Raw genomic sequence first — 26,187 nt, 5'->3', positions numbered from 1 at the left:
GGGAAATGGACCAGGTGTGCGGGATTGTGGCCCGTAGCGTGGCTGTCATGACGACGAATCACATACGCCTCCCGGAGCACGCTCCACGCCTCGACTGGATGAAGCTGGCCCCAGACGTGTTCAAGGCGATGCTGCGCCTGGACACCGCGGCGAAGAAGAACCTCGACCCCGACCTGGTCAACCTGGTCAAGATCCGCGCGTCGCAGCTCAACCACTGCGCTTTCTGCCTCGACATGCACAGCAAGGACGCCCTGGCCACTGGTGAATCCGCGGAACGGATCCTGCAACTGGACGCGTGGGCGGAATCGCGGCACTTCTACACCGCACGGGAAATCGCGGCGATCGAACTCACCGAGGCGATCACCGTGATCACCGACGGATTCGTCCCGAACGACGTGTACGCGAAGGCGGCGAAGGAGTTCGACGAAACCGAACTCGCCCACCTCATCGCGGCCATCACCACCATCAACGCGTTCAACCGCTTCGGCGTGTCGACTCGCATGGTGCCCGGCCACTACACGCCGAACGCCTGACGCGAAAACGACCGCACCGCCCCGGTGCGGACTGCGTGTACCCGCTGCGGGCGCCGGCGAACTCGCCGTAGGACTGCGCGGCTGATCAGCGGCCACGGTGCCGGGAAATTCCCGGTTCCCGGCACGCGACCCTCGGAGGCCATCGTGAATACCGCTCCTGTCCTGCTACGCCGGTTGTCCTTCGCATACGCCGCCGACGAATTCGTGCTCACCACCGTGTTGCTGTTCCTCACGGTGACCGAGGTCCGGTGGCTGCGTGATCCGGGAGGCACGCTTTACATCGCCAACTTGCCCCGCGCGCTGGCCGTGATCGGGGTACTCAGCGGGGCGATGCTCATCGGACTCATGCTGAGCCCGCTCGGCAGGCGCAGCGGGGGACACATGAACCCCGCCGTGACGGTCGCACTGTGGCTGATGAACGACTTCCCGGGGCGTCGCGTCGCGCCGTATGTGCTCGCCCAGCTCACGGGTTCGGTGGCGGGCGCCGCCCTCGGGCGGCTGGCGTGGGGGCAGGTGGTCACCCACCCGCAGATCGCGATTGCCGCGATCAGCCCCGCGCCCGGCTGGCAGCCCGCTTCCGTCTTCCTCGCGGAAGCGGGCTTCATGGCCCTCTTGATGCTCGTGGTTGGAAGCTTCTCCGGTCACGCCCGCCTGATTCCGTACGTCATCGGGCTGTCGGTCGGCCTGGTGATCGCACTCCTCGGGCCGCGCAGCGGTGGTTCGCTCAACCCGGCCCGCCAGCTCGGGCCGGCCATCCTCAGCGGACACCTCGGCGATCTGTGGATCTACCTGATCGCCCCGGTCCTGGGCGCCGTGTTCGGGGCTGTGCTCCACCGCCTGCTCCACACCCGACGCACCAGTCCACTCTGGACAGTCGTCCTCGAACCAGTCCGCGCCGGACCGTGCCGACACCGCGGATGAAGCGAAGACCAGTCACGACAACGACCACCACCCCGTTCGGCGCGCGAGCCGACCTGTCCATGAGCCTCAGGCCGATCTAGCACGGGCGGCTGGCCCCCCGGACATCCGGTCGGGCGTCACACCACCGTGTGGCGCGCGACCTGTTCCACAGTGGACAACCGGAAACCCTCAGCTCTCCAGTTCGATCGCCAGTGCGGGGCAGATCTGCGCCGCCTCGCGGACCTGGTTGTGCAGCTGTTCGGGCGGGTTCTCGTCCAGCAGCACCACGATGCCGTCGTCCTCGCGCTGGTCGAACACCTCCGGCGCCGCGAGCACGCACTGGCCCGCTCCGACGCACCGGGCCTGGTCGATGACCACCTTCATCTGTTGCGTCCTTTCGGGAACAGTCACCATGTCACGGGCAGTGAGTGCAGCCCGTAGACGACCATGTCGTGCTTGAAGTCCAGCTCCTCCAATGGCGCTGCGAGCTTGAGCGTCGGGATCCGCCGGTAGAGCGTGCTGTAGACCACCTGTAGCTCGACTCGAGCCAGCGGCTGCCCGAGACACTGGTGCACGCCGTAGCCGAACGCCACGTGGTGGCGAGCCTTGCGCGTGACATCGAGCTTGTCGGGCTCCGGGAACGCCTCGGCGTCGCGGTTCGCGACGTCCGACGCGCCGATCAACCCGTCGCCCTTGCGAATCGTCTGCCCGGCGAGCTCCATGTCCTCCAGCGCCACCCGTCGGCGTCCCGTGTGGACGATCGAGAGGTAGCGCAGCAGTTCCTCCACGGCGTTGGCCACCAGCGCCGGGTCGCCGTCTCGCACGAGGTCGAGCTGATCCGGGTGTTCCAGCAGTGCCGTGGTACCGAGCGCGATCATGTTGGCCGTGGTCTCGTGGCCGGCCACGAGCAGCAGCTGGCCCATCATCGCGACTTCGTCCGCGGTCATCTTCCCGGTGGTCACCTGCTCCACGGCGAGCCGGCTGAGCACGTCGTCGCCCGGCTCGGCCTGCTTCTCCTTCACCAGCCCGCGCAGGTAGGCCAGCAGCTCTTCCGTTCCCGACATTTGTTCATCCGGCGACGATGCCTTCGAGATCAGGATCTTGCTGACGCGGTGGAAAAACGCGCGGTCGGAGTACGGCACACCGAGCAGCTCGCAGATCACCAGCGAAGGCAGGGGCAGGGCGAAGGCCTGCACCAGGTCCACGGGCTTCGGGCCGGCCAGCAAGTCGTCGATCAGCTCGTCGACGATCTTCTGGATCCGTGGCCGCAGGCGCTCCACCTTCTTCACCATGAAGTCGGCGGTGAACAGGCGCCGTTGGGCGGCGTGTCCGGGATCGTCCATGCTGAAAAACACCTTGGCGCGCTTGCTCCTGGCGGCGATACCCGGGGACTGCTGCGGATAGCCGGGTACATCGGTGTCGGCACTGACCCGCGAGTCGGCGAGCATCGCCCGGACGTCTTCGTAGCGTGTGAACAGCCAGGGTTCGCTGCCGTCCCAGATCTTGACGTGGGACACCGGCTCGTCATGCAGTCGCCGATCGAGTTCCGGCGGCGGGTCGAACGGACAGCGGCCGCGCGACATCGGGTATTGGGGCGCGTCGGACAGAGCCTCCGACATCTCATACCTCCTACGCAGGGTAACCGAACGATTGTTCGGATAAGGACTGAGCACAGAGTAAGCAACCTGGTGGGAAGTTGGCCACCCTCGTGCACAAGATCACCGGGACGGCCGAGAACAGTCGGGGGCAAACGGGAGAAAACGCCCGTGGGTCAAGCAAAGACGAGCGAAACGACCTCGTCGACGAACGGCTCCATCGTGGCGGCGTTCGCACGCTCCGGCGAATTGTGGAACAGCGCGACTCGACCGTGGGCGCCGACGAACGCGATCACGCCGGCCCGCTCGGCGGGTACCCGCAGCGGGAAGCCGCCGGCGTCGCAGCGAGCGAAGCCGGTGATGACCAGATCGACGATGGCCGGCAGCGGCCCTTGCGGGCGCACCTCGGGCCCGGGCCGGGTGACCCCGTTGGCCATCATCAGCCGGTGGTGCCCCGGGTTCTCCATGGCGAACCGGCAGTAGGCGTGGAGCAGCGCCCGCACGCGGCCGACGACGTCGTCCGGGTCCTCGCTCGCTTCGGCCGCTTCCATCGCGGCGCGTAGCCGGGCGAACTCGTAGTCGAGCAGGCCCGCGACGAGCGCGGAGCGGTCCGTGAAGTGCTGGTAGATGCTCGCGGGCGCGATGCCGACCGCGCGGGCGACGCCGCGGATCGTGAGCCCGTCTTCGCCGCCGAGCTCGGACAGCAGCCGGCTGGCCGCGTCGAGGATCTCCCTGCGCAGCCGGTCGCCTTCGCCGCGTCTGTTGCGGGTGCGCCCGGCGCTGACCTCGACTTCTTCCGGCACGCTCTCATTCTTACCGTCTGCCAGCCCGTCACGCGGGTCGGCCCCTCCTTCGTTTCGGAGAGTATCGGTCCGAATCGATGGATGCTGTCATCGATGTGGATCGAGACAATGGCGGTCATGCCGATCATTGAGCGGTCGGAGTGGCACCACTGTCAGTCACTACATGGACACGCTCGAGCTGGCGCTCTCGTGCCACCGCCGTGGCCAACACCAGCTTCACCGCGTCGACCACGCGTGCGTCGTCGCCATCAGTCGACAGGGAACACCGCTACCGCTCGCGCGACCGCCAGCACAACTAAGGGCTTGTCGCCGTCGACGGCGACGACGCCACGCTGCCCGTCCGGCGTGACGACGACCATTGCGTTCTTCGTGTACTTGGACGGCGGCGTGAACTGCTCTGCGGTCCAACTGTCCGGTTCGGCTGTCGAGGTGGTCGCCGACCCGGCGGCGGCGGTGGACCTGCATCGACCCGATGAGATCGACTTCGGTGTGTGCATCGGCACCGCGTTTGTCGACCTCTTGATGATCTTCGGATTCGTCTTTTCGCAGCCCGGTCGCGGTCGAAACCTCGCCGCTCGTCCACCGAGGTACCGGCGACCACGGAGTAGGGTCAAGATGGTGCAGGTTGGCGAACCGGCTGGGGGCGCGCGTCGTTATCTGTCCCGAGGCGATACGCCAATGCGACCGGTAAGTCCGCGTATCTGATCTCGCACTAATCCCTTGGGCGATCACTGTGGATGGTTCGCGCGCGCGGGCCGGGGAACTGGTTGCTCGAAACCATTTCGAGACGCCGTTCGACATCCCAGGTCAAGAACAAGCGCACGCGGCGCCGGGCAACGCCGCCGTTGCCGCACTGTCGCAGTGCGAACTGCTCGGCCTCTTCGACCGGCTCGACGAGCTCGTCGCGAACGACGACTTCCGCTGCTGCCTCTACTTCGCCGGCGACATCGCCCTCGAGGATCCCGACTATCCGGCCCGAGTCGAGACCGAGGGTTCCGCCGGCGGCTTGGTGAGCGCCTGATTGGGGAGCTGGAGGAGATGGACCACACCGACCCCGAGCGCGCGGCCGGCTGGCTGCATCTGCCGATCGAGGGCACCCTGGTGACGGGAACGACCCAGGACAACCGGCATCCCGCGCGCGCTGGGCGCGACGTGGCAGCCTTAGTCCTCGGGTGAGGAGGTGCGTCATGGCGGTAATCGAGGACGTTCGCGCCCTGGGCTCGGAGCTCGAGCGCTCCTATCCGGTCTACGTGCGCGGCCGGTTGAAGTTCCGGGTCAAGCAGATCGTCTATGTCGCGTTCTCCCTCGACGAGACAGTGATGGGGTTCGCGTTCCCGAAAGAGGAGCGCGCCGCGCTCATCGCCGGCGAGCCGGAGAAGTTCGGGCTGCCGTCGGAGTCGGACATGCGGTTCAACTGGGTCCACGCCGAGCTCGCTCCGCTGGACCCGACCGAGGCCCGCGAGTTCGTCGTGGACGCGTGGCGGATGGTGGTCCCCCAGAAGGTCTCCCGCGCCTACGACCTCTCCCATCCCGATGGTCCGGGATGACGCGCCCGCCCCGTGGTTGACGATGAGTTCGACGGCTCGGCAGCGTCGATCCGAAGGAGTCACCGCTGAAGGCGAGCCTGCCCATGCAGCTGGCGACCGTCACGAACGGCTCGTTCGACGGAGCAGCCTCGGCTACGGCCTGGCGTGCGTCGAGCTGCTCGAAGGCCTTCGAGCCCTCTCCATCCGATTCGACGCCCCGCGGCATGATCTGGTCGCGCCGGGCCTGGTGTCATCGAGGGACCGCTGAATATAGAGTCGCCGGAGAACTCGCGACTGGCATGGGGCCGGCGAGGAAGTCATACTCGGCCGCAGCGGGCAGGCCCTTCCCGATCGCTTGGATGTAGTCCATCCGGGTCTTCGCGCAGTCCTCGTCGGCGAACACCTCGATACTGCCGCCGCGCTCGATCGCGTCGGCCTCGGATCCCTGCAGTTGGTCGGCAGGGATCCGGCTGTCGGCGAACGCGTCTTTGGATGTGTAGCCGTTGGGCCGGCGGAGCATGTGGTTCGGGTCGTTGGCAGCGGTGTAGTCCTTTAAGTCGCGTCCCTCCACGACGGCCTGTCCTGAATCATCACCTCATCCTGGCAGGCCCGGCTCTCGGCACCGGGCCGGCGCGGTGATCACCGCGCTACGGTGTCGCCGTCGGCCCCGCGCCATCGGCTGGGCCGGTCGGTGCTGGACGGGACGAACTCGGAGGTCGCGGTGCGGCTGGTGTCGGTGAACGCGTTCAACCTCTACGACGGCGACAGCCCGGCCGCGGAGGAACGGTTCGCGCGCCTGGAGGCGCTAGTGCGTGGGCTCGACGCGGATGTGCTGGCGGTGCAGGAGATCGTCGCCCGCGAACCCGGCCCCCGCGACCCCGACAAGCGGGACCTGGCGACGACGCGGCTGCGACGACTGGCCAAGGCCGTGGACCGGCAGTGGAAACACCGCGGCGAGCCGATGCTCGCCCTGGGCGGCGACATCCACCACACCGCGCTGCTCTGGCGCGACGGAGTCACCCCCGTGCCCGGCACCATCGGCCGGTTCGAGCGCGCCGACGCCGGGATGTGGCACTCGATGGTCACCTGCGTCTTCGACCTCGGCGGCCCACGACTGCGCGTCGGGTCCGTTCAACTGTCCCGGTTCGACCAGGCCTGGGGATGGTCGGACGCCGCGCAGATCCTGCGTGCCATGCACCGCGACGACGTGCCCGGGTTCATCGGCGGGGGCTTCAACGGCGTCGGCGCCACCACGGTCCCGACCGTCGACGGCGACAGCCACTTCTACGACCACGACCCCTACCTGCACCAGCCCTGGCACCCCGACCACGCCTACCAGTTCGACGAGCACGGACACCTCGACCGCCGCGTCGCGATCCGGCTCGAGCACCTGGGCCGGATGCGCGACTGCGCCCGGATCACCGGCGCCCCTGGGCCGCCACCACCGGGTTCCACCCGGCCGATCACCACCCGCCCCGCCGCATCGACCGCTGGTACGCCACCCACCACGCGCCCGACGCCGCCGTCCGCAGCGTCCACGTCGTCGACCACGCCGCCGTCGGCCAGTGCACCGACCACGCGCCCGTCATCCTCGACATCGACCACACCGCCATCCCGCGGTAGGGCCCGGCCATCGGCTCAGGTGACCACCCACGTTTCGGGGCTCACTTTCGGCGGTCCGAAAGGTCGCACAGTGTCTTGAACTCTTCCTCGGTGGTCTTGCTGTCACACCAGCCAGGTTTGTGGTGACCCATGGAGTCGGATTGGCAATTGGCTTTGCGTTTCTTCACGCATTCATCGCCGATTCCCGGAGTCCTGGACACGACGGCACCCGGGATCTGCTGGAGGACAAGGCCCCTCCGTCCATCGGCCGCAAAAGGATCTGATCTGAATCGCCGAGTTCGACGAACCCTGTCAGGACTACATTTCTGCGATCTTCCCGGTCGACATTCCAAGTGTCTCGCGGGCAGGCATTGCGTCACAAGGACGAGACATTCAGTGCCACAAGGGAAAGTGGAGCATCGCAGGCGGGCAGTGTTGATCGCGTCGAGAATCCGTTGCCGATAGTTGGGACGATGACGACTCGGTCAGGACCTCGCGCACGTGCGCGGCGCGTACACGGACCACCTCGCGTTCCGACTCGGTCACCTGATGCGGCGACAGTCTTCACCGGACGGTCATTGGTACGCGACGCGCCGCAGCAGGCTGATCAGCTTGTCCTGTTCGGCGGGAGACAGCGGTGCCACCAGGTCGCGCTGAACGGTCTGCACCGCGGGCGTCACCTCGGCGAGCGTGTAGCGCGCGAGGTCGGTGAGCACCAGGAGCTTGCGCCGCCGGTCGGTCTCGTCCCGGGTGTCGAGCAGCCAGCCTCGCCGCCGCAGTCGCGCCACGATGTCCGCGGCACTGGACTTGTCGAGCGACGCCATCTCGCCGGCCGCGGTCTGGTCGATGGCCGGGCGCCAGACGAGGCTGCACAGCAGCGCGTACTGCGATGGCGTGAGCTGGGTGCCGACGTGCCGGGTCCAGAGTGCGCCGTGCACTTGCTCGGCCCGCCGGATGAGGTGGCCGGGCGTCGAGCTGAGCCGCAGCACCTCGATGTCCTTGTCCTCGTCCTTGCCTCCGGTGGGCACCGGCCCCTGGTAGGCCACTTGGCCCAGCAGTCTGCCGAAGCTGCGCCGCAGGTTCGGTCCCAGCGGGTGCAGCAGCCGGTCCTGCACCGTCTCCACCCGGGCGGTGAGGTCGGGCAGCATCGCCTTGGCCGAGGGGGTCAGCGACAGCAGGTACCGGCGGCCGTCGCCGGTGTCGCGGTCACGCTGGATCCAGTCCTTGCGCCGCAGCCGGTCGACGATGTCGGCCGTCGTCGACTTGTCCAGTGACGCCGCGCGGCCCGCGGTGACCTGGTCGACCCCCGACCGGCGGCTCAGCGCGCTCAGGATCGCGTACTGCGGGCCGGTGACTTCGGTGCCGACCTCGGCTGACCACAGCGCCGTGTGCGCCTGCTGGGCGCGGCGGATGAGGTGCCCGGCCGTCGTGTCGGGTGGCAGCACGAGGGTGACCGGTCCCGGTGCCTGGGGAGGTGGGCTGCTGCCGATGGCGGTGTTTCGCACGAGAGTCCCCTTCTTGACCGGTTCACTGTAGCGGACCGAGATCGGCCGTGTCCGTACTATCTTGGCTTGATCGACGCCGTGGTTGCGCCGCGAAGCCCTTGACTGTCAGGAAATCAGCGTCTAGCGTCCCGTTGCATAGTACGTACACGTACTAATTCAGCTTGTCTCGTGGCATGCGGAGGGAAACCCCCATGGCGACATCTCGCTTCACGGATCAGGACAGCCGGCTGGACGAGCTGTACGGCGACGTAGCGGCAGCCGATCTCCAGCCGTTGTGGAAGCTCTCCGGCCTGTTGACGCCGGAGCCGGTGCCCCGGACCGTCCCGTACCGGTGGCGGGCCGAAGCGCTCAGCGGGCTCGCGGCGCGCAGTGGCGAACTGGTCGGCATCGACCGGGGCGGCGATCGCCGGGTGCTGGCCTGCGCGAATCCCGGTCTCGGCGGTGCGCCGTACGCGACCTCCACCATGTGGGCCGGGATGCAGTACCTGGGCGCGGGGGAGCGCGCGCCCGCGCACCGGCACACCCCGGCGGCCCTGCGATTCGTCCTCGCAGGCGAGGGTGCCTGGACGCTTGTCGACGGCGACCCGTTGCGCATGGCGACCGGCGACCTCGTGCTCACCCCGAGCATGACCTTCCACGAACACCACAACCCCGGCGCCGAGCCGATGATGTGGCTGGACGTGCTCGACTTGCCGGTCGTCGCCGCGCTCGACGCGGTGTTCTTCGAGGAGGGCTCCGACGCGCAGGGTGGCTTGAGCAGTGAGCCTGCTTCGGCCGCCGAACGGCTCTGGGGCGCTGGTCCCGGCCTCGTGCCCGGCGGGCTCGGCAAGGCCCGGCACGAGGCGGCGCATTCGCCGCTGCTGGTGTACCGGCGCGCCGACACCGACCGGGCGCTCGCGGCGCAGCTGGCCGCCACCGGCGCGAGCGAGGCGCAGATCCGCTACACCAATCCGCAGACCGGCGCCGACGTCATGCCCACCATGCGCTGCGAGATGCGCCGCGTGCGCGCCGGCAGCCGCAGCCGCACAACCCGCCAGGCAGGGTCCCGGGTGGGGGCCGTGCTGGCCGGCACCGGCGAGGTGCTGATCGGTGACCAGCGCTTCGCGCTCGCACCGGGTGACGTCTTCGCTGTGCCGTCGTGGGCTCCCTACGGCCTTGCCGCCGAGGAGCACCTGGACGTGTTCAGCGTCAGTGACGCACCCGTGCTGGAAGCGCTGGGCCTCTACCGCGAACGGGAGTGCTGAGCGCATGGTGACGACACCACTGCCCACGTTGATCGTCGGTGGCGGTATCGGCGGGCTTGCCGCGGCGCTGTCCGTGGCGCGCGCCGGGCGCGAGGTCCACCTGCTCGAACGCGCGGCCGAGTTCACCGAGATCGGCGCCGGCCTGCAGTTCGGCCCGAACGCGATCCGGATGCTCGACCGGCTCGGCCTGCTCACCGAGCTGCTCGACGTCGCGGTGTTGCCGCGGCACGGCGTGATGCGGCACGCGATCACCGCCGACCCGCTCACCACACTCGATCTCGGCGGTGCCTTCCGGGAGCGCTACGGCTACCCCTACGTGGTGGTGCACCGCAGTGATCTGCTGTCCATTCTGGTCGAAGCCTGCCGGGCGGAACCGTTGGTGCGGCTGGAGAAAAACCGGGTCGTCGCCGAGGCGTGGGCCGACGAGGACAGCGCCGGCGTGCGCTGCGAGGACGGCGCCACGTACCGCGCCGAGCTGCTCGTCGGCGCCGATGGGCTGCACTCCGTGGTGCGCAAGCTGGTCTCCGTCGACCAGCCGGTGCCGAGCGGATTCGTCGCCTACCGCGGCGCGCTGCCCATGAGCGAGGTGAGGACCGAGGTCAGCAACGACGACGTGGTGCTGTGGGTAGGGCCCGGGCTGCACCTCATCCAGTACCCGGTGCGCCGCGGCGAGCTGTACAACCAGGTCGCGGTGTTCCGCAGTGACAGCTTCGGCCGCGGCGACGAGCAGGTGGGCCCGGTCGAGGAGCTGTTCGGCCGGTTCGGCGAAGCGTGCGAGGAGGTGCAGCGGCACGTCTCGCGCATCGAGACCGGCCGCTGCTGGCCGATCTACGACCGGGACCCGCTGCCCACGTGGGTGCACGGCCGGGCGGTGCTCCTCGGCGACGCGGCGCATCCGATGCTGCAGTACCTCGGCCAGGGGGCGTGCCAGGCGCTCGAGGACGCGCTGGCGCTCGGCGAAGCGGTCCGCGGGAGCGGCACCGACATCGGGAAAGCCGTGAAGTCCTACGACGCCGTCCGCGTCCCCCGCGCCGGCCTATGCCAGACGCGGGCGCGGCTGTGGGGCCAGGTCTGGCACACCGGCGACCCGGTCACACTCGCGCTGCGCGACCGGTACATGCGCTCCCGGCGGCCGGACGACTACAGCGAGCTGGACTGGTTGTACGCGGCGGAATCCGCCGTCCTTTCGTCCTGATCGGCACGACACCGAGGAGCCGACAATGAAGTTGCTCAGTTACCGCGGCCGCGACGGCCTCGACCGGGTCGGCGTCGTCGCCGACGGCGTGGTGCGCGAGGTCTCACCGGAACGCGCCGCCGGGCCGGCCGGGCTCAGCCCGATGCGGCGCCTCATCGCGGCGTCCGGGTCTCCCGCGGGGGAGGTCCCGCTCGCCGACGGTCCCGGCGTCCCGCTCGACGAGGTCCGCGTGCTGCCGCCGGTGCCGGATCCGACCAAGATCGTGGCCGCGCCGGTGAACTACGTGGACCACCAGGCCGAGATGAGCCAGAGCGTGCACGTCGGCTCGCTCGGCGTGTTCCTCAAGGCACCCTCGTCGCTGATCGGTGCCGGCGACGTGGTCCGCCTGCCCTACACCGACCGCCGGTTCGACCAGGAGGGTGAGCTGGCCGTGGTGATCGGCCGCACGGCCCGCGGGGTGCCCGCGGCCGACGCACTGTCGCATGTGTTCGGCTACACGTGCCTGCTCGACATCACCATGCGCGGCGGCGAGGACCGCTCCACCCGCAAGTCGTTCGACACCTTCACGCCGATGGGGCCCTGGCTGGTGACGCCGGACGAGGTCGGTCCACTCGAGACACTCCGGCTGACCTGCTCGGTGAACGGCACCCTGCGCCAGGACGCCGACGTCCGCGACCTCATCTGGGACGTGCCCGCGCTCATCGAGTACGTCTCGTCGGTGATGACACTCCATCCTGGTGACGTCATCAGCACCGGCACGCCGGCCGGCGTCGGGGCCATCAACGACGGCGATTCGGTGACCGCGGCCGTGACGCGGGTCGGCGAGCTGACCGTCGGCGTCAGCGCGGCCGGTGCCGTCACCTGCCCGACCCTGGGCGCGGGGGCGGGCCCGGTGCCGCCGGCCGAGCTCACCCCCGTCCGCGCTCGCACGGCGAACTGATCCCGCTTTCCCGGCCGCTCAAGCCAAGTCGGAGGTGCACCATCACTACCACAGAGATTTCCGGGCAGCCGATCCCCGACTACCCGATGTCCCGCCCGCCGGGCTGTCCGTTCGACCCGCCCGCCGAGTTCCGCGACCTGCGCGCGGACGAGCCGATCTCCCGCGTGCGGTTGTGGGACGGCAAGATCGCCTGGCTGGTCACCCGCTTCGACGACGTCCGCGAGGTGCTGGCCGACCCGCGGTTCAGCGCGGACATGACCAACCCGGGCTTCCCCAGCCACAGCGCGGGCGTTTCCGTGACCCGCCAGAAGCACCCCACGTTCTTGAACATGGACGACCCCGAGCACGCCAGGCACCGCCGGATGCTCACCCGGGACTTCATGATCAAGCGGGTCGAGGCGCTGCGCCCGCGCATCCAGCGGCACGTCGACGAGCTGCTCGACGAGTTCACGGCCGGCCCACAGCCCGCCGACCTGGTCACCGGATTCGCACTGCCGGTCACCTCGTCGGTGATCTCCGAACTGCTCGGTGTTCCGTACGAAGATCACGAGTTCTTCCAGCGGCAGAGTGGGTTGCTCATCTCCGGTGAGACCGGTGCGGACGAGGCGTTGGAGGCGTTCGCCACGATCCGCGAGTACCTCGGTGGCCTGGTCGAGCGCAAGGCCGCCGAGCCCGCACCGGACGTGATCAGCCACCTGCTCGAAATCGAGCGCGCGGGCGGCCTGAGCCGCGACGAGTTGATCAACATGCTCAACCTGCTGCTGCGCGCCGGGCACGAGACGACCGCCAACATGATCGCGCTCGGGACGTTGGCGCTGCTTCAGAACCCCGCCCAGCTCGCCGCGTTGAAGGCCGACACTTCGCCGGCAGTGGTGGCGAACGCGGTCGAGGAGTTGCTGCGCTACCTGACGATCACGCACTACGGCCGGCGGCGCGTCGCGCTCGAGGACGTCGAGGTCGCGGGCAGGCTGATCCGCAAGGGCGAGGGCGTGGTGGCGGCCAACGACTCGGCCAATCGCGACCCGGAGGCGTTCGGCGACAACCCCGACGAGCTGGACCTGTCCCGGTCCGCGCGGCACCACCTCACCTTCGGCTACGGGGTCCACCAGTGCCTCGGGCAGCCGCTGGCGCGCGTCGAGCTGCAAGTGGTGTACCCCACGCTGCTGCGGCGCCTGCCGGATCTGCGGCTCGCGGCGCCGGTGAGCGAACTGCCGTTCAAGACGAAGAACGTGTTCTACGGGCTCTTCGCGATGCCCGTCGAGTGGTAACGGAGCCAATGCATGAAGGTCGAAGTGGAAGCCGACAAGTGCATCGCGTCGGGGCAGTGCGTGCTGTTGTCCGACGCGGTGTTCGACCAGCGTGAGGACGACGGGATCGTCGTGCTCCGCGTGAACGACGTGCCTTCGTCCGAAGAGGACGCCGTCCGCAGCGCCGAACGGATCTGTCCCGCGCGGGCGATCCGCCTGACCACGTCGGGCGGGTGAGCGCGGGCATGAGAGCGGTGGTGGTCGTGGGTGCGGGCGCGGCGGGGCTCACTGCGGTGGAGACGCTGCGGGAGCACGGTTTCGACGGCCGGCTCACCCTGATCGGCGCGGAGCCCCACGCCCCGTACGACCGGCCGCCGCTGTCGAAGCAGGTGCTGCTCGGTTCCTGGGAGCCGGACCGGCTCGCACTGCGCCCGCCCGGCAGCTACACCGAGCTCGGGCTGGACACCCGGTTCGGCCGGCAGGCAACCGGGCTGGACCTGCCCGGCCGCCGCGTCCGGCTCGACGATGGGACGGCAGTGGCGTTCGACGCGCTCGTGATCGCCACCGGCGTGCGGCCGCGGCGGCTGCCCGGCGCCGAGGGCGTGTGTTACCTGCGTACGGTCGAGGACGCAGTGGTCCTGCGGGAACGGCTGCGCTCGGCGCGGCGCACCGTCGTGGTCGGCGCGGGGTTCCTCGGCGTCGAGATCGCGGCGGCCGCGCGGTCGCTCGGCTCGACCGTCACCGTCGTCGATCCGTTGCCCAGTCCCATGATCCGGCAATTCGGGCCGGCATTGGGCGAGCTTGTGCGGGCGGCGGGTGAAGAACGCGGCGTGGAGTTCCGGATGGGCGTCGGGGTCACGACCGCGGACGCCGGATTGGTGCGGCTGGACGATGGCACGACGCTCGCGGCCGACGTCGTGGTCGCGGCCGTCGGCGCCGAACCGGCCACGGAGTGGCTTGCCGGCTCCGGGCTGGACCTGCGCGGTGGCGTGCGCTGCGACGCGTTCTGCCGAGCCGCCGACGGCGTCTACGTGGCCGGCGACGTCGCGGCCAACCCCGATCCGGCGACCGGTACCCACCGCCGGTTCGAACACCGGATGAACGCCACCGAGCAAGGCCGGCGCGCCGCGCTGAACCTGCTCGGGCACGACGAGCCGTTCGCGCCGTCGCGTTTCTTCTGGACCGACGCCGGCGACATCCGGATCCAGGCCGCCGGCACCTTCGCCGACGGTGAGCTGACGGTCGTCGACGGCTCGGTGGCCGATGGCAAGTTCGTGGCCGCCCACGCGGCGGGCGGCCGCGTGACCGGCATCCTCGGTTGGAACAACCCCCGCGGGTTCACCCGGGCCCGAGGCAGGCTTGGCGCCCCGGCCGGGGAAGGGAAAAGCACGGAAGGGAAAGTGCTGACATGACCACCGGCCGGATCGACACCCACCACCACATCGTCCCCCCTGTGTGGGCGGACGCGCTGCGCACGAGCGGCTACTTCGGCGGGCAGGCCACGCCGGCGTGGAGCCCGGCCGCCGCGCTCGAGCTGCTCGACGAGCTCGCCATTGCGACGGCCGTCGTCTCCGTCGGGCGTCCCGGCGTGCACCTGGGCGGCAGCGCCGCCGACACGCGGAAATTGGCACGGCAGGTCAACGAGTTCTCCGCCGGGCTGGTCCGCGACCACCCCGGTCGCTTCGGGTTCTTCGCCTCGGTACCACTGCCCGATGTGGACGGTTCGCTCGCCGAGGTGGCCTACGCCTTCGACGAGCTGCACGCCGACGGCGTGATCCTGTTGGCCAATGTGGACGGCGTGTACCTCGGCGACCCGGCGTTCGACCCGCTGATGGCCGAATTGGACCGGCGGGCGGCGGTGGTGTTCGTCCATCCGACCGCGCCGCCCGGACCCGCGGTGCCGGGCGTGCCGCCCTTCGCCGCCGACTTCTTGCTCGACACCACCCGCGCGGCCCTCAACCTCGTGCGCCACGGCGTGGTGGCCCGGTCGACCCGGATGCGGATGATCCTCTCGCACGCCGGCGGGTTCGTACCGTACGCGGCACACCGCATGGCCAGTCTCACCGAAGGCGCGGCGGGGCACGTCGTCACGCGCGAGAACTTCCTGCGCGACCTGCGCACGTTCTACTTCGACACGGCGTTGTCCGCCAACGCGGACACCCTGCCGAGCCTGCTCGCGTTCGCCGCGCCGGACCGCGTGCTCTACGGCAGCGACTGGCCCTATGCCCGCGGCGACAATTCCCAGTACTTCACCGCGCAGCTGGACGCGTATCCGCTGTCCGAAACGCAGCGCGCCGCCGTCAACCGGGACAACGCACTCGCACTGCTACCGCGGGTGTCCGAAGCGGACACGGCGCGTATTTCCCAGTAATAACAACGAAAAACTGTGTTCGTGCGCGCGAGCACGGCGTACGATACGGGCACAATTCTTCTCCCGAACGGGCGATTTCCGCGGCCCCGCAAGGACTTTGATTCGTTTCACCGGCGAAACGGAGCCAACCGTGAAGTATCGACGCAAACTCGCGTGCCTGGTGCTCACCGGGGCCATGTTCCTGCTGTCGGCGTGCGGGGCGCTGAGCGCGACCAACACGCTCGGTGGCGGGTCGACCGGCGGCCTGATCCCGATCACGGCGGGGGTCGCGGCGTCGCAGTCGTCCACCGCGATCCTGGTGGGAGAGCAGCACGGGTTCTTCGCGCAGAACGGGATCGACCTCACCATCGGCCGCGCGGCCACCGGCGCCGGAGCGATCACCCAGGTCATCAACGGCCAGCAGCAGGTGGCGCTCGGCGGCATCTCGCCGGTCGTGATCGCGGCGGCCTCGCACATCCCGGTGCAGATCGTGTCGGGCGCGGTCGCCGACCGTCCCGCCGCGGCCGGGGCGCAGTACCAGACCATGGTGGCGGGCGGCAGCTCGATCCGGTCCTTCAAGGACCTTGCGGGCAAGACGGTCGCCGTGAACTCCCTGAAGTGCTGCTGGGAGTTCTGGATCCGCGAGGCGATCGAGAAGGACGGCGGCGACGCGTCGTCCGTCCACTTGGTACAGCTCACGTTCCCCGACCAGATCACCGCCCTCGATCAGGGCAAGGTCGACGCGATCAGCACCGCCCAGCCGTACGCGACGGCGTTGCGGAAGAAGGGCTTTCGGGACATCGGTGACTCGCCGGCCGTCGCGTTCGCCGATCCGGACGCCGACAACACGGTGTTCTTCATGGCCAAGTCCTTCATCGACCAGCATCCCGGCATCGTGGAAAGGTGGCGCAAGGCGGTGCGAGAGTCCAGTGAGTACGCCAACGCACATCCCGACGAGACCCGCAAGGCCATCGTGAAGCAGACGAAGGCCGATCCCGATCTCGTGGCCCAGGCTCCGTTACCGCTCTACACCGCGGACGTCAGCCGCCAGGTGATCGAGAAGGAAGCGGCGTTCACAGTCAAGTACGGGGTGGTCTCGGTCGCGCCCGCGTACGGAACGTACGTAGTGCCGTGAGCACCCAGCCGACCCCCACCGGCCTGGCCCCCGCGCCCGCCGGATTCGACGCACCGACGCCGGCGGCCGCCCCCGCCCGCCGGGCTTCCCGGCCGTGGCTGCTGCGCGGCCTCCCGTGGCTGACCACCCTCGGCATCCTCGTGCTGTGGGAACTGATCGCCCGCGCCGGCTGGCTGCCGCCGGAGGTGCCGTCGATCAGCGCGATCGGGGCGGCGCTCGTCGAATTGGCTCCCACCGCGGGGTTCGTCCACGCCCTGATGGCGACCCTGGAGCAGGTCGCCGTCGGCCTGGCCGGCGGTGTGGTCGCCGGCCTGGTCCTCGGCGTCGCGCTCGGCACCGTGCCGCTGCTGTACCGGCTCGTGCACTACCCGCTCGACTTCCTGCGTTTCGTGCCGGCAGTGGTGTTCCTGCCGCTGATGCTGCTGTTGCTCGGTGCCACCCCCCGGGTGTCCACTTTGCTCGGCATGGTCGGCGCGCTGTGGCCGATGCTCTTCCAGACCTTCTACGGGGTCAGCGGCATCAACGACGTGCTGCGCGACAGCGCCCGCGTGTTCGGGCTGCGAGCCCACCAACGGCTCGGGCACGTGGTGCTGCCCGCCGTGGCGCCGTTCGTGGCCACCGGGGTGCGGCTCGCTGCGTCGCACGTGCTGGTCGTGGTGGTGGCGGTCGAGATCATCGCGTCAGTGCGGGGGATCGGTGCCGATATCGCCGTCTACGCCTCCAACGCGGTCTACCCGAGCATGTACGCGCTGGTGTTCGTCGTCGGTGTGCTCGGTGTCCTGGCCAACGTCGGACTGCTCGCGATCGAGCGTCGTGTGCTGGGCTGGCACATCTCCTACCGTGAGGAGGCCAGATGACTTCGATGGTGCGCCCGCGCCGGGCCGGACACCGGTTCACGGCGTGGCTCGTCTCGCTCATCGTCCCGGTCGCGGCACTGCTGACCTGGTGGTTCGCCTCGCTCGGCAACACCTCGCCGTTCTGGCCTTCGCTGCGCTCGATCCTGGTGTCGTTCCAGCAGTTGTGGCTGTTCAGCCGGTTCGCCTCCGACGTGCTGCCGAGCGTCGGCCGGATGCTGCTGGGCTACTGCGTCGCCGTGGTGATCGGCATAGCGCTCGGTGTCCTCTTCGGACGGTTGCCGCTGCTGCACCGGGCGTTCGACCCGGCGCTGCAGTTCTGCCGGGCCTTGCCCGCCACCGCACTGGTGCCGGTGAGCATCGTGCTGCTCGGGATCGGTGACCTGCCGAAGATCGTGCTCACCGCGTTCGTCACGGTCTTTCCCGTGCTGCTCAACACCATCGACGGGGTGCGGGCAGTCGATCGGGAGCTCGAGGATGCCGCGCGGTCCTACCGGCTGACCCGGGCGCAGCGGGTGCTGCACGTGCAGCTGCCCGCCGCCGCGCCGAACATCCTCGCCGGGATGCGCATCGCCCTGACCGTGGCGTTCGTGATGATGGTGGTGACCGAGCTCGTGGCGGCGACCAACGGGATCGGGTTCGTCACGTTGCAGGCGCAGCAGAGCTTCGAGGTGTCCCAGATGTGGGCGGGCATGCTCCTGCTGGGGATCCTCGGCGTGCTCTTCAACGGCGCCTTCGTGCTGGTCGAACGCCGGCTGCTGCGCTGGTACACCAAGGATCGGGAGAGCTGACATGCTGACCGTGGAACACCTGAGGAAGTCCTACCGCTCCGCCGGCAGCGAGCTGGAGGTGCTGCGCGACATCTCGTTCACCGTGAACGCCGGCGAGTTCGTCACGATCGTCGGCCCGTCCGGTGCCGGTAAGACCACCTTGCTGCGCTGCCTGTCCGGCCTGCTGCCCTCGTCCGGGGGCAAGGTCGTGCTCACCGAGACGGGCAAGGTGATCGAGAGCCCGCCGCCGGAGGTCGCGTGCGTCTTCCAGGACTACAGCCGATCGCTGATGCCCTGGTCGAAGGTCGCCCGCAACGTCGCGATCCCGTTGAAGAACAAGATCCGCGACCGCGCGGCGCGCCGGGCCGCGGTGCGCAAGGCGCTGGAAGAGGTGGGCCTCGACGGATTCGACGACAGCTACCCGTGGCAGCTCTCCGGCGGGATGCAGCAGCGGGTCGCGATCGCGCGGGCCATCGCCTACCGGCCCGAGTTCCTCATCATGGACGAGCCGTTCGCGTCGGTGGACGCCCAGACGCGCGCGGACCTGGAGGACCTGGTGCTGCGGGTGCGCCACGACGCCGGGCTGACGATCGTGCTGGTCACCCACGACATCGACGAAGCCGTGTACCTCGGTGACCGGGTGATCGTGATGTCCGGACGCCCGACCACGGTGCTGCGGACGCTCGACGTCGACCTGCCCCGGCCGCGCAGCCAGGTGACGACCAAGGCCCTGCCGCGGTTCACCGAGCTGCGCACCGAGGTGCTCACCCTGATCAGCGGCGCGAAGACGGGAGCTGCCCGATGACCGGAACCGAGCTGTCCGAACGGCTGAACCACCCGGTGAGCACCGCCGAGCTGCAGCGGCGGTGGCGCGCGATCCGCGAGGGTATGGCCGCCTGCGGGATCGACGTGCTGGTGGCGCAGACGAACAACGACTACGTCGGCGGCTACATCCGCTACCTCACCGACATCCCGGCGACCAACGGCTACCCGGTCACCGTCGTGTTCCCCCGCGAGGAGCCGATGACGATCATCCGGCACGGCGCGCGCGGCGAGGATCTGGTGGTCGATCCCGTCCACGACCCGGTGCTGCGCGGCGTCGGCCGGGCGCTGGCGAGCCCGTACATGAGCTCGGTGTCCTACACCCGCTACGACGCTGCGGAGCTCGCGCTCGACGCGCTGCGGCCGTTCGCCACCGGCCGGATCGGATGGGTCGGCACCGGCACGATCCCGATGGCCTTCGGCGAGTACCTGCAGCGTGAGCTGCACGCGGCGACGTTCACCGAAGCCGCCGACGTCGTCGACACCGTCCGTGCGCTCAAGTCCGAAGAGGAGCTGGACCTGGTGCGCGCCACCGCGAAGCTGCAGGACGCGGCGATCGCGGCGGCGTTCGAGGCGGTGGCACCGGGGATGCGCGACAGCGACGTGGCCGCCATCGCGCAGCACACGGCGCAGTCGCTGGGCAGTGAGCAAGGCATCTACTGGTGCGTCTCGACACCACTCGGCGAGCCCGGCCGGATCGCGCACCCGCACAGCCAGCACCGGGTGATCCGCGAGGGCGATGCGTTCCACCTCATGGTGGAGGTGAACGGCCCTGGCGGGATGTACACCGAGATCGGCCGCTCCGGCGTCGTCGGCCGGGTCCCGGACCGGATCGCCGAGGAGTACGAGTTCTGCCTGCGGGCGCAGCGGTTCTGCTACGGCCTGCTGCGTCCAGGCGCAGCGCCCGCCGACATCTGGGCGGAGTACAACGAGTTCCTGTGCGACAACGGGCGGCCGGAGGAGCTGCGGCTGCACTGCCACGGCCAGGGCACCGATCTCGTCGAGCGCCCGCTGATCCGGGCCGAAGAGCCGATGGTGCTGGCCGCGGGTATGAACCTCGCCTGCCACCCGCGCTACGTGCTCGACGGCTTCTGCCACTGGGTGTGCGACAACGTGATCATCGGGGACGACGGCGTCGAGGAGCTGCACAAGTTCGACAAGCGGCTGGCCGAGCTGGGCTGATGACGAGTCAGGTCGTGGTTTCCGGACCGGACGAGGCACTGCCCGCGCTGCGCGCCGCCGCGCCGGGGCGGGTCTGCGTCGTCCCGCTCCCCTCGTCCGGGGGACCGGCAGCGGTGCGGGCGTTGTGGGACGTCGAGTTCCTCGTGCTGGAGCACCAGCGCACCGACCTGCTCCCCGTGCTCGGCGAGCTGCCCGCGCTGCGGGTCGTGCAGACGCTGATCGCCGGTGCCGAGTGGCTCGAGCCGTACCTGCCGGACCGGGTGCGGCTGAGTCGGCCCGCCGGTGCGCGCGACAACGCGGTGGCCGAGTGGGTCGCCGCGGCGTTGCTCGGGCTGGCCAGCGGGCTGCTGCTCGCCGTGCGCGAGCAGTGTCAGCGGCGATGGCGCCGTACGGTGAGCGCGGAGCTGGCCGGGGCCCGGGCGGTGCTCGTCGGTGCCGGGTCGATCGGCCGCTGCGCCCGCGACAAGCTCGCCGGCCTCGGGGCATCGGTCACCGTGGTCGCGCGCACCGGTCGTGCCGGGGTGCACCCGGTGACCGAGCTCGACGACCTCGTGGCCGAGGCCGACGCGGTGGTCCTGCTCGTGCCGGCGACCGCCGGCACCGCGGGCCTGGTGGGGGCGGGATTGCTGGCCCGGATGCCGGACGGGGCCGTGCTGGTGAACGCCGCGCGCGGCACGGTGGTCGACACGGCGGCGCTGACCGCCGAGGTCCTCGCCGGGCGGCTGCTGGCGGTGCTGGACGTCACCGACCCCGAGCCACTGCCGCCGGATCATCCACTGTGGACGGCCCCGGGGTGTTTCCTGTCGCCGCACATCGCGGGCGCAACGCGGCAGGGAAAGGCGCGGGCGATCGAGGCGGCGGCCGACCTGCTGGCACGGTACGCGCGAGGCGAGGGGTGAACCGCGCCGGCAACATCGCCGAACTGCGCGAGCGCGCACGCCGCCGGGTCCCTCGCCCGGTGTTCGACCTGGTCGAGGGCGGCGCCGAAGACGAGGTGACGCTGCGGCGCAACGTCGAAGCGTTCCGTGCCACGCGGCTGCTGCCCTCGGCCCTGGCCATGCCCGGCGAGCGCGATACCGCGGTGCGGATCTTCGGCGACCGGCTGGCGTCGCCGATCCTGCTCGCACCGACCGGCGCGGCACGGGTGCTGCACGGCGACGCCGAGATGGCCGTCGCCCGTGCGGCCGCTGCCCGCGACACCGTCTACGTCCAGGGCATGGTGGGCAGCTTCACCCTTGAGCAGGTCGCCGCCGCGGCCCCTGGCCCGCGGTGGTACCAGCTCTACCTCTGGCCGGACCGCGCCGCGGTGCGCGCGCTGCTGGACCGCGTCGCGGCGGCCGGGTACCGGGCTCTGGTGGTCACTGTGGACAGTGCGGTGTTCGGCAACCGCGAACGGGACCGCCGCAACGGATTCACCGTGCCGATGCGATTCGGGCCCCGGATGGCGCTGCACTGCGCCACGCGCCCGAGCTGGGCGGTGGACATCGCGCGCGGTCACCTGCGGCGGCGCGGCTCGCGCCACGGCCGGGTCGCGCCGCACGCGATGCAGCGAGACATGCTGCGCAGCCTCTACCCGGTGACCGCGCGGGACCTCGCCGACCTGCGCGCGTGGTGGTCCGGCCCGCTCGTGGTCAAGGGCGTGCTTCGCCCGGCCGACTGCCGCGTGCTGCTCGACCACGGCGCCGACGGCATCGTGGTGTCCAACCACGGCGGCCGCCAGCTCGACCGTGCGCCCGCCACCATCGAAGCCCTCGCAGGCGTCGTCGCCGAAGTCGCGGGCCACGCCGAGGTGTTCCTGGACGGCGGCGTGCGACGGGGCACCGACGTGCTCGCCGCCCTGGCCACCGGCGCCCGCGCGGTGCTGATCGGCCGGCCCTACTTGTACGGGCTCGCGGCCGGCGGGCAAGCGGGCGTGGAGCGGGTGCTGCAGATACTGACCTCGGAGCTCGACCGCGCGATGGCCCTCACCGCCTGCGCCCGCATCGAGGACATCGACCACCGCGTGCTCGCGACGACCATCGCCGGAGCCCTCACCGTGGCCCACCCGCCCGCGGGCGCCGGGACACCCCGTCCTGGTGTCGATCCGCGGACGGGGTGAACGAAATCCCGGTGACTGTCGCGGCACCTCGGACCAAACGCCGGCAGCTCCTGGAAACTGGCGGAGTTCGCAGAACACGGCATCGGTGGCGCCCGCGCCGCCGCCGACGTCCCGCACCTCAGTGCGGAGGCCGGCTGTCCGGTCGTGCGATCCACCAGTGTCGTCATCGGGTGGCGTCGCGGACCCCTTCGTGCAGCAGTTACTGGAACTGCATGGGGCCGCCGACGGGATTGAAAGGGCTGCTGCGCCATCCTCCTTGGCAGTGCTGGCATGAGCAACCGACGGGGTCGATGCGGAACGGGAACTCGGACATGGGAAACCCTCGGACATGCCCGGGACGCAAACTGAGTGTGATCCGGGACTGAACGTAAGGATGTTCGCACGAGGCGGGATCAGGGGCATGGGAGCCGGACATTTGGAGTCACATTAAAGGGGTAGATAAGTGTAGGTGCTACGTTGTAGGCCACTAGTATTCACGTTTTCCGATGAAGGTTGTGCAGAACATGCTTCGGCATTCGTCGATCACGGTGACCATGGATACCTACACGACCGTGCTGCCTGAAGTCGCCCTCGCTGCTGCCGAGGCCACCGCCAAGATCATCCCACGGTCGGCAACGCGACAGCTCGCGCACGAATCGGGCACGCCACCGACCATTGTGGACGGTGAGTAATCGGAAGAAATGCGTCCACATAACACAAATCCCCAGGTCGGAAGTGATCCGAACCTGGGGGGTGAGGGTGCGCCATCAGGGACTCGCAGGGGACACCCGGACGACGTCGTGATCGGCAACATCTTCGCCTGGATCCTGGGACTCGGCGTCTTCTTCCTCACCGTGGACACCACCAACCGCAGCACCGGCAACGGCGCCCGCCGGGGTGAACGTCCTGTTCGGATCGATCTTCGGCATCAGTTCCGGTAACGCCGTTCTTGCCGCGGTCATCGGTGCCGTGCTGTGCCTGCTGATGCAGCTGCTCGCGCGGCCGCTGCTGTTCGCGACCCTGGACCCGGACGCCGCCGCTGCCCGCGGCCTGCCGGTGCGGCTGATCGGGTTCGGTTTTCTCGCCCTCGTCGGCGCTTGCACCGCTGAAGCCGCGCAGGCGGTCGGGGCTTTGCTGTTGCTCGGCCTCGCCGCCCCCGCCGGAGCGGCCGTCCGGCTGACCACTCGTCCCTACCGGGCACTGGGCCTGTCCGTGGTGCCAGCCGTCGCGGACATGTGGGCCGGCCTGGCGTTGAGCTACACGGTCCCGAACCTGGCACCCAGCTTCGCCATCCGTGACAGCTCTTTTGGTGCTCCTCGTGGCGTGGTGGAGCGGTAGGCTCCGTTCATGGACGAGACTCCGGACATCAAGCCGCGCAGTCGCGACGTCACGGACGGCCTGGAGCGCACCGCCGCGCGCGGGATGCTGCGGGCCGTGGGTATGGGTGACGACGACTGGGTGAAGCCCCAGATCGGTGTCGCTTCTTCGTGGAACGAGATCACGCCGTGCAACCTGTCACTGGACCGGCTGGCGAAGGCGAGCAAGGACGGCGTGCACGCCGCGGGTGGCTACCCGCTGGAGTTCGGCACGATCTCGGTGTCCGACGGTATCTCGATGGGCCACGAGGGCATGCACTTCTCTCTGGTGTCGCGTGAGGTGATCGCGGACAGTGTGGAGACCGTGATGCAGGCCGAGCGGCTGGACGGCTCAGTGCTGCTGGCCGGCTGTGACAAGTCGCTGCCGGGAATGCTGATGGCGGCCGCCCGGCTCGACCTCGCCAGCGTGTTCCTCTACGCCGGTTCGATCCTGCCCGGGCGGGTCACGCTGTCGGACGGCGGCGAGCGCGAAGTCACGATCATCGACGCGTTCGAGGCAGTCGGTGCCTGCGCCAGGGGCCTGATGAGCCGCGCGGACGTCGGACTGATCGAGCGCGCTATCTGCCCCGGCGAAGGCGCGTGTGGCGGGATGTACACGGCGAACACGATGGCCAGTGCGGCCGAGGCACTGGGTATGTCGCTGCCCGGCAGCGCGGCTCCGCCGGCGACGGACCGGCGGCGTGACGGGTTCGCGCGGCGGTCCGGTCAGGCGGTGGTCGAGATGCTGCGCAAGGGGATCACCGCTCGGCAGATCATGACTCTGGAGGCGTTCGAGAACGCGATCGCCGTGGTGATGGCGTTCGGCGGCTCCACCAACGCGGTCCTGCACCTGCTCGCCATCGCGCACGAGGCGGAGGTACCGCTCAGCCTGGACGACTTCACGCGGATCGGTGCGCGGGTGCCGCACCTGGCCGACGTGAAACCGTTCGGACGGCATGTGATGACCGACGTCGACCGCATCGGCGGCGTGCCCGTGGTGATGAAAGCGTTGCTGGAAGCGGATCTTCTGCACGGCGATTGCCTGACCGTGACCGGGCGTACGGTCGCCGAGAACCTGGCCGAGATCGCGCCGCCGGACCCGGACGGCACGGTGCTGCGCGCGATGGCCTCGCCGATCCACCCGACCGGCGGCATCACGATCCTGCGTGGTTCCCTGGCGCCGGACGGCGCGGTCGTGAAGTCCGCCGGTTTCGACTCGGACGTATTCACCGGCACCGCCAGGGTGTTCGATCGCGAACGCGCCGCGATGGACGCGCTGGAGGACGGCACGATCATCGCGGGCGACGTCGTGGTGATCCGCTACGAGGGCCCCAAGGGCGGGCCGGGGATGCGGGAGATGCTCGCCATCACTGCGGCGATCAAGGGCGCGGGGCTCGGCAAGGACGTCCTGCTGCTCACCGACGGCCGTTTCTCCGGCGGCACGACGGGCCTGTGCGTCGGCCATGTCGCCCCGGAGGCAGCCGACGGCGGGCCGATCGCCTTCGTCCGCGATGGCGATCCCGTCAGCCTCAACGTCGCGACCGGCATGCTGGACCTCGGCGTGGATGCCGCCGAGCTGGCGACCCGCCGGGCGGGCTGGACGCCACTGCCGGCCCGCTACACTCGCGGCGTGCTGGCCAAGTACTCCAGGCTCGTCGGCTCGGCCTCCCAGGGCGCTGTCTGCGGGTAACGCAGGCAGGACTGCGCCCGGCGATCCGGCCGGGCGCAGCGGTCATGCCCGGACTTCCTTCAGCACCCGCAGGATGTTGCCGCCCAGCACGGCGCGATCTCGCTGTCGGAGAGCCCGTCTCGGACCAGCTCCCCACAGATGTTGCCGAAGTTCTCCGTCGGGTTCTCCAATCCGTCCACATGGGGCACTTTCTCACGGGGCGGTCCGCCTCCTGTCGTCTTGCCGAGCAGATGCCCGAACACGGTGTGCAGGCCGACGTGGTCGCCGTAGCGGGTGTCGGGCCCGACCGCGACGTGCTCGATGCCGACCAGGTCTGCGCAGTACCGGAAATGGTCCTTGCCCGAATGGATGTCGTGCAGGAGATGGCTATGCGACAAGGTGGTGTGCGGCGGCGCGGACATCCCGATCACCCCACCGGTCTCGGCGACGGCACGTAACACGTCCCAGCAAAACTCGCTGTTCCTCGCTGGACATCACCATCGGCTCAGCCTTCGGGTCCGGCATGCCACACCCTGCCAACGTCAGATAGCCAGGGCTGAACGGTAGTCCGCCCGGCCGAGAAAAGACGAATCCGGACGGCTGACCCGCACGGGTGCGCACACCAAACTTCCGCAACGAACGCCTCAGGACGTGGTCCAAAGCCAACGTGCGCACGCAGCCCCTCAGTCTTCGGCGGGCACACGACAGTCCGACCGCCACGGTCCTGCACCTGATGCGACACCTGCACGGTCCCCACATCCAAATCAAGATCACACCACCGAAGCCCCGCCGCCTCAGCACGACGCAGACCGAGCAGGGCGATCGACAGGTACAACTCATAAAGCGGATGCGGCCGCGCGTGGTCGAGGAACTCGGCCGTTTG

General features: G+C 69.7%; 31 protein-coding genes. 24 read left to right on the top strand and 7 right to left on the bottom strand.

Going from position 1 to position 26,187, the window contains the following annotated elements; genetic code table 11:
• Nucleotides 1-47 precede the first annotated feature (47 nt).
• On the top strand, nt 48-533 hold the full coding sequence (locus K1T34_RS05655; RefSeq protein WP_220243229.1) for a carboxymuconolactone decarboxylase family protein: 486 nt from the start codon (nt 48-50) through the stop codon (nt 531-533).
• Between the two features lie 144 nt (nt 534-677).
• On the top strand, nt 678-1,454 hold the full coding sequence (locus K1T34_RS05650; RefSeq protein WP_220243228.1) for an MIP/aquaporin family protein: 777 nt from the start codon (nt 678-680) through the stop codon (nt 1,452-1,454).
• A gap of 168 nt (nt 1,455-1,622) precedes the next feature.
• Here K1T34_RS05650 and K1T34_RS05645 read toward each other — a convergent pair whose 3' ends face one another.
• The 4 genes from K1T34_RS05645 to K1T34_RS05630 form a co-directional block, all read right to left on the bottom strand.
• The gene (locus tag K1T34_RS05645; protein WP_220243227.1) at nt 1,623-1,817 is read right to left on the bottom strand and encodes a ferredoxin; all 195 of its coding nucleotides are present in this window, start codon (nt 1,815-1,817) and stop codon (nt 1,623-1,625) included.
• 23 nt (nt 1,818-1,840) lie between these two features.
• Complete coding sequence (locus tag K1T34_RS05640) at nt 1,841-3,052, bottom strand: cytochrome P450 (protein ID WP_220243226.1); 1,212 nt, start codon at nt 3,050-3,052, stop codon at nt 1,841-1,843.
• A gap of 152 nt (nt 3,053-3,204) precedes the next feature.
• Nucleotides 3,205-3,831, bottom strand: a complete 627-nt coding sequence (locus K1T34_RS05635; RefSeq protein WP_255638336.1) for a TetR/AcrR family transcriptional regulator — start codon at nt 3,829-3,831, stop codon at nt 3,205-3,207.
• 248 nt (nt 3,832-4,079) lie between these two features.
• Nucleotides 4,080-4,328, bottom strand: coding sequence for a hypothetical protein (locus K1T34_RS05630; RefSeq protein ID WP_220243225.1), 249 nt, complete (start codon nt 4,326-4,328; stop codon nt 4,080-4,082).
• Nucleotides 4,329-4,564: 236 nt separating this feature from the next.
• Here K1T34_RS05630 and K1T34_RS05625 point away from each other — a divergent pair, with 236 nt between their 5' ends.
• The 3 genes from K1T34_RS05625 to K1T34_RS05615 are packed head-to-tail and all read left to right on the top strand — an operon-like array spanning nt 4,565 to nt 5,378.
• On the top strand, nt 4,565-4,852 hold the full coding sequence (locus tag K1T34_RS05625; RefSeq protein ID WP_220243224.1) for a hypothetical protein: 288 nt from the start codon (nt 4,565-4,567) through the stop codon (nt 4,850-4,852).
• A gap of 17 nt (nt 4,853-4,869) precedes the next feature.
• Complete coding sequence (locus K1T34_RS05620) at nt 4,870-5,007, top strand: hypothetical protein (protein ID WP_220243223.1); 138 nt, start codon at nt 4,870-4,872, stop codon at nt 5,005-5,007.
• 11 nt (nt 5,008-5,018) lie between these two features.
• Nucleotides 5,019-5,378, top strand: coding sequence for an MmcQ/YjbR family DNA-binding protein (locus K1T34_RS05615; RefSeq protein ID WP_220243222.1), 360 nt, complete (start codon nt 5,019-5,021; stop codon nt 5,376-5,378).
• 229 nt (nt 5,379-5,607) lie between these two features.
• Here K1T34_RS05615 and K1T34_RS05610 read toward each other — a convergent pair whose 3' ends face one another.
• Nucleotides 5,608-5,928, bottom strand: coding sequence for a hypothetical protein (locus tag K1T34_RS05610; protein ID WP_220243221.1), 321 nt, complete (start codon nt 5,926-5,928; stop codon nt 5,608-5,610).
• Between the two features lie 81 nt (nt 5,929-6,009).
• Here K1T34_RS05610 and K1T34_RS05605 point away from each other — a divergent pair, with 81 nt between their 5' ends.
• On the top strand, nt 6,010-7,059 hold the full coding sequence (locus K1T34_RS05605) for a hypothetical protein (RefSeq protein WP_220243220.1): 1,050 nt from the start codon (nt 6,010-6,012) through the stop codon (nt 7,057-7,059).
• Between the two features lie 475 nt (nt 7,060-7,534).
• Here the strand turns inward: K1T34_RS05605 and K1T34_RS05600 are convergent, their stop codons facing one another.
• Nucleotides 7,535-8,464: a MarR family winged helix-turn-helix transcriptional regulator gene (locus K1T34_RS05600; protein WP_220243219.1), complete on the bottom strand. Its 930-nt coding sequence runs from the start codon at nt 8,462-8,464 to the stop codon at nt 7,535-7,537.
• 191 nt (nt 8,465-8,655) lie between these two features.
• Between K1T34_RS05600 and K1T34_RS05595 the strand changes: the two genes are divergently transcribed.
• The 18 genes from K1T34_RS05595 to ilvD all read left to right on the top strand — a co-directional run bounded on the left by K1T34_RS05595 (nt 8,656) and on the right by ilvD (nt 25,325).
• Complete coding sequence (locus K1T34_RS05595) at nt 8,656-9,708, top strand: cupin domain-containing protein (RefSeq protein ID WP_220243218.1); 1,053 nt, start codon at nt 8,656-8,658, stop codon at nt 9,706-9,708.
• A 4-nt stretch (nt 9,709-9,712) separates the two neighbouring features.
• Nucleotides 9,713-10,903: an FAD-dependent monooxygenase gene (locus K1T34_RS05590; protein WP_220243217.1), complete on the top strand. Its 1,191-nt coding sequence runs from the start codon at nt 9,713-9,715 to the stop codon at nt 10,901-10,903.
• A gap of 25 nt (nt 10,904-10,928) precedes the next feature.
• Nucleotides 10,929-11,843, top strand: coding sequence for a fumarylacetoacetate hydrolase family protein (locus K1T34_RS05585; RefSeq protein ID WP_255638335.1), 915 nt, complete (start codon nt 10,929-10,931; stop codon nt 11,841-11,843).
• Between the two features lie 86 nt (nt 11,844-11,929).
• Nucleotides 11,930-13,111, top strand: a complete 1,182-nt coding sequence (locus K1T34_RS05580) for a cytochrome P450 (protein WP_220243216.1) — start codon at nt 11,930-11,932, stop codon at nt 13,109-13,111.
• A gap of 12 nt (nt 13,112-13,123) precedes the next feature.
• On the top strand, nt 13,124-13,327 hold the full coding sequence (locus K1T34_RS05575; protein ID WP_220243215.1) for a ferredoxin: 204 nt from the start codon (nt 13,124-13,126) through the stop codon (nt 13,325-13,327).
• An 8-nt stretch (nt 13,328-13,335) separates the two neighbouring features.
• Complete coding sequence (locus K1T34_RS05570) at nt 13,336-14,502, top strand: NAD(P)/FAD-dependent oxidoreductase (RefSeq protein WP_220243214.1); 1,167 nt, start codon at nt 13,336-13,338, stop codon at nt 14,500-14,502.
• On the top strand, nt 14,499-15,461 hold the full coding sequence (locus K1T34_RS05565) for an amidohydrolase family protein (RefSeq protein ID WP_220243213.1): 963 nt from the start codon (nt 14,499-14,501) through the stop codon (nt 15,459-15,461). Before K1T34_RS05570 ends, K1T34_RS05565 begins: the two co-directional genes overlap by 4 nt.
• Nucleotides 15,462-15,591: 130 nt before the next feature.
• A complete protein-coding gene (locus tag K1T34_RS05560; protein WP_220243212.1) occupies nt 15,592-16,575 on the top strand; it encodes an ABC transporter substrate-binding protein in 984 nt (327 codons plus the stop codon).
• Entirely contained in the window at nt 16,572-17,432 is an 861-nt protein-coding gene (locus tag K1T34_RS05555) for an ABC transporter permease (protein WP_220243211.1), read from the top strand. Before K1T34_RS05560 ends, K1T34_RS05555 begins: the two co-directional genes overlap by 4 nt.
• The gene (locus tag K1T34_RS05550; RefSeq protein WP_255638334.1) at nt 17,429-18,220 is read left to right on the top strand and encodes an ABC transporter permease; all 792 of its coding nucleotides are present in this window, start codon (nt 17,429-17,431) and stop codon (nt 18,218-18,220) included. Before K1T34_RS05555 ends, K1T34_RS05550 begins: the two co-directional genes overlap by 4 nt.
• Before the next feature lies 1 nt (nt 18,221).
• Nucleotides 18,222-19,004 (top strand): ABC transporter ATP-binding protein, encoded by a 783-nt coding sequence (locus tag K1T34_RS05545; RefSeq protein WP_220243210.1) that lies wholly within the window; start codon nt 18,222-18,224, stop codon nt 19,002-19,004.
• Complete coding sequence (locus K1T34_RS05540) at nt 19,001-20,203, top strand: M24 family metallopeptidase (RefSeq protein ID WP_220243209.1); 1,203 nt, start codon at nt 19,001-19,003, stop codon at nt 20,201-20,203. The genes K1T34_RS05545 and K1T34_RS05540 overlap by 4 nt, the downstream gene beginning before the upstream one ends.
• Complete coding sequence (locus K1T34_RS05535; RefSeq protein WP_220243208.1) at nt 20,203-21,102, top strand: NAD(P)-dependent oxidoreductase; 900 nt, start codon at nt 20,203-20,205, stop codon at nt 21,100-21,102. The genes K1T34_RS05540 and K1T34_RS05535 overlap by 1 nt, the downstream gene beginning before the upstream one ends.
• On the top strand, nt 21,099-22,301 hold the full coding sequence (locus tag K1T34_RS05530; protein WP_220243207.1) for an alpha-hydroxy acid oxidase: 1,203 nt from the start codon (nt 21,099-21,101) through the stop codon (nt 22,299-22,301). The genes K1T34_RS05535 and K1T34_RS05530 overlap by 4 nt, the downstream gene beginning before the upstream one ends.
• Nucleotides 22,302-22,786: 485 nt before the next feature.
• A complete protein-coding gene (locus K1T34_RS05525; RefSeq protein ID WP_220243206.1) occupies nt 22,787-22,972 on the top strand; it encodes a hypothetical protein in 186 nt (61 codons plus the stop codon).
• 108 nt (nt 22,973-23,080) lie between these two features.
• The gene (locus K1T34_RS05520; protein ID WP_220243205.1) at nt 23,081-23,221 is read left to right on the top strand and encodes a hypothetical protein; all 141 of its coding nucleotides are present in this window, start codon (nt 23,081-23,083) and stop codon (nt 23,219-23,221) included.
• The gene (locus tag K1T34_RS05515) at nt 23,178-23,618 is read left to right on the top strand and encodes a metal ABC transporter permease (RefSeq protein ID WP_220243204.1); all 441 of its coding nucleotides are present in this window, start codon (nt 23,178-23,180) and stop codon (nt 23,616-23,618) included. Before K1T34_RS05520 ends, K1T34_RS05515 begins: the two co-directional genes overlap by 44 nt.
• Nucleotides 23,619-23,627: 9 nt before the next feature.
• Nucleotides 23,628-25,325: a dihydroxy-acid dehydratase gene (ilvD, locus tag K1T34_RS05510; protein WP_220243203.1), complete on the top strand. Its 1,698-nt coding sequence runs from the start codon at nt 23,628-23,630 to the stop codon at nt 25,323-25,325.
• A gap of 59 nt (nt 25,326-25,384) precedes the next feature.
• Here the strand turns inward: ilvD and K1T34_RS05505 are convergent, their stop codons facing one another.
• Complete coding sequence (locus K1T34_RS05505) at nt 25,385-25,765, bottom strand: membrane dipeptidase (protein ID WP_255638332.1); 381 nt, start codon at nt 25,763-25,765, stop codon at nt 25,385-25,387.
• Between the last annotated feature and the right edge of the window lie 422 nt (nt 25,766-26,187).

The sequence above is a fragment of the Amycolatopsis sp. DSM 110486 genome (assembly GCF_019468465.1).
In the GTDB taxonomy this organism is placed as follows: Bacteria; Actinomycetota; Actinomycetes; order Mycobacteriales; family Pseudonocardiaceae; genus Amycolatopsis.
This window is presented reverse-complemented; position numbering and strand designations above follow the sequence as displayed.

Bases quoted from the DNA above. Each gene is read 5' to 3' on its own strand.
- K1T34_RS05655 (WP_220243229.1), top strand. From the start codon at position 48: ATGACGACGAATCACATACGCCTCCCGGAGCACGCTCCACGCCTCGAC.
- K1T34_RS05645 (WP_220243227.1), bottom strand. From the start codon at position 1,817: ATGAAGGTGGTCATCGACCAGGCCCGGTGCGTCGGAGCGGGCCAGTGC.
- K1T34_RS05640 (WP_220243226.1), bottom strand. From the start codon at position 3,052: ATGTCGGAGGCTCTGTCCGACGCGCCCCAATACCCGATGTCGCGCGGC.
- K1T34_RS05630 (WP_220243225.1), bottom strand. From the start codon at position 4,328: ATGCACACACCGAAGTCGATCTCATCGGGTCGATGCAGGTCCACCGCC.
- K1T34_RS05620 (WP_220243223.1), top strand. From the start codon at position 4,870: ATGGACCACACCGACCCCGAGCGCGCGGCCGGCTGGCTGCATCTGCCG.
- K1T34_RS05615 (WP_220243222.1), top strand. From the start codon at position 5,019: ATGGCGGTAATCGAGGACGTTCGCGCCCTGGGCTCGGAGCTCGAGCGC.
- K1T34_RS05595 (WP_220243218.1), top strand. From the start codon at position 8,656: ATGGCGACATCTCGCTTCACGGATCAGGACAGCCGGCTGGACGAGCTG.
- K1T34_RS05590 (WP_220243217.1), top strand. From the start codon at position 9,713: ATGGTGACGACACCACTGCCCACGTTGATCGTCGGTGGCGGTATCGGC.
- K1T34_RS05585 (WP_255638335.1), top strand. From the start codon at position 10,929: ATGAAGTTGCTCAGTTACCGCGGCCGCGACGGCCTCGACCGGGTCGGC.
- K1T34_RS05580 (WP_220243216.1), top strand. From the start codon at position 11,930: ATGTCCCGCCCGCCGGGCTGTCCGTTCGACCCGCCCGCCGAGTTCCGC.
- K1T34_RS05575 (WP_220243215.1), top strand. From the start codon at position 13,124: ATGAAGGTCGAAGTGGAAGCCGACAAGTGCATCGCGTCGGGGCAGTGC.
- K1T34_RS05570 (WP_220243214.1), top strand. From the start codon at position 13,336: ATGAGAGCGGTGGTGGTCGTGGGTGCGGGCGCGGCGGGGCTCACTGCG.
- K1T34_RS05565 (WP_220243213.1), top strand. From the start codon at position 14,499: ATGACCACCGGCCGGATCGACACCCACCACCACATCGTCCCCCCTGTG.
- K1T34_RS05550 (WP_255638334.1), top strand. From the start codon at position 17,429: ATGACTTCGATGGTGCGCCCGCGCCGGGCCGGACACCGGTTCACGGCG.
- K1T34_RS05545 (WP_220243210.1), top strand. From the start codon at position 18,222: ATGCTGACCGTGGAACACCTGAGGAAGTCCTACCGCTCCGCCGGCAGC.
- K1T34_RS05540 (WP_220243209.1), top strand. From the start codon at position 19,001: ATGACCGGAACCGAGCTGTCCGAACGGCTGAACCACCCGGTGAGCACC.
- K1T34_RS05535 (WP_220243208.1), top strand. From the start codon at position 20,203: ATGACGAGTCAGGTCGTGGTTTCCGGACCGGACGAGGCACTGCCCGCG.
- K1T34_RS05525 (WP_220243206.1), top strand. From the start codon at position 22,787: ATGAAGGTTGTGCAGAACATGCTTCGGCATTCGTCGATCACGGTGACC.
- ilvD (WP_220243203.1), top strand. From the start codon at position 23,628: ATGGACGAGACTCCGGACATCAAGCCGCGCAGTCGCGACGTCACGGAC.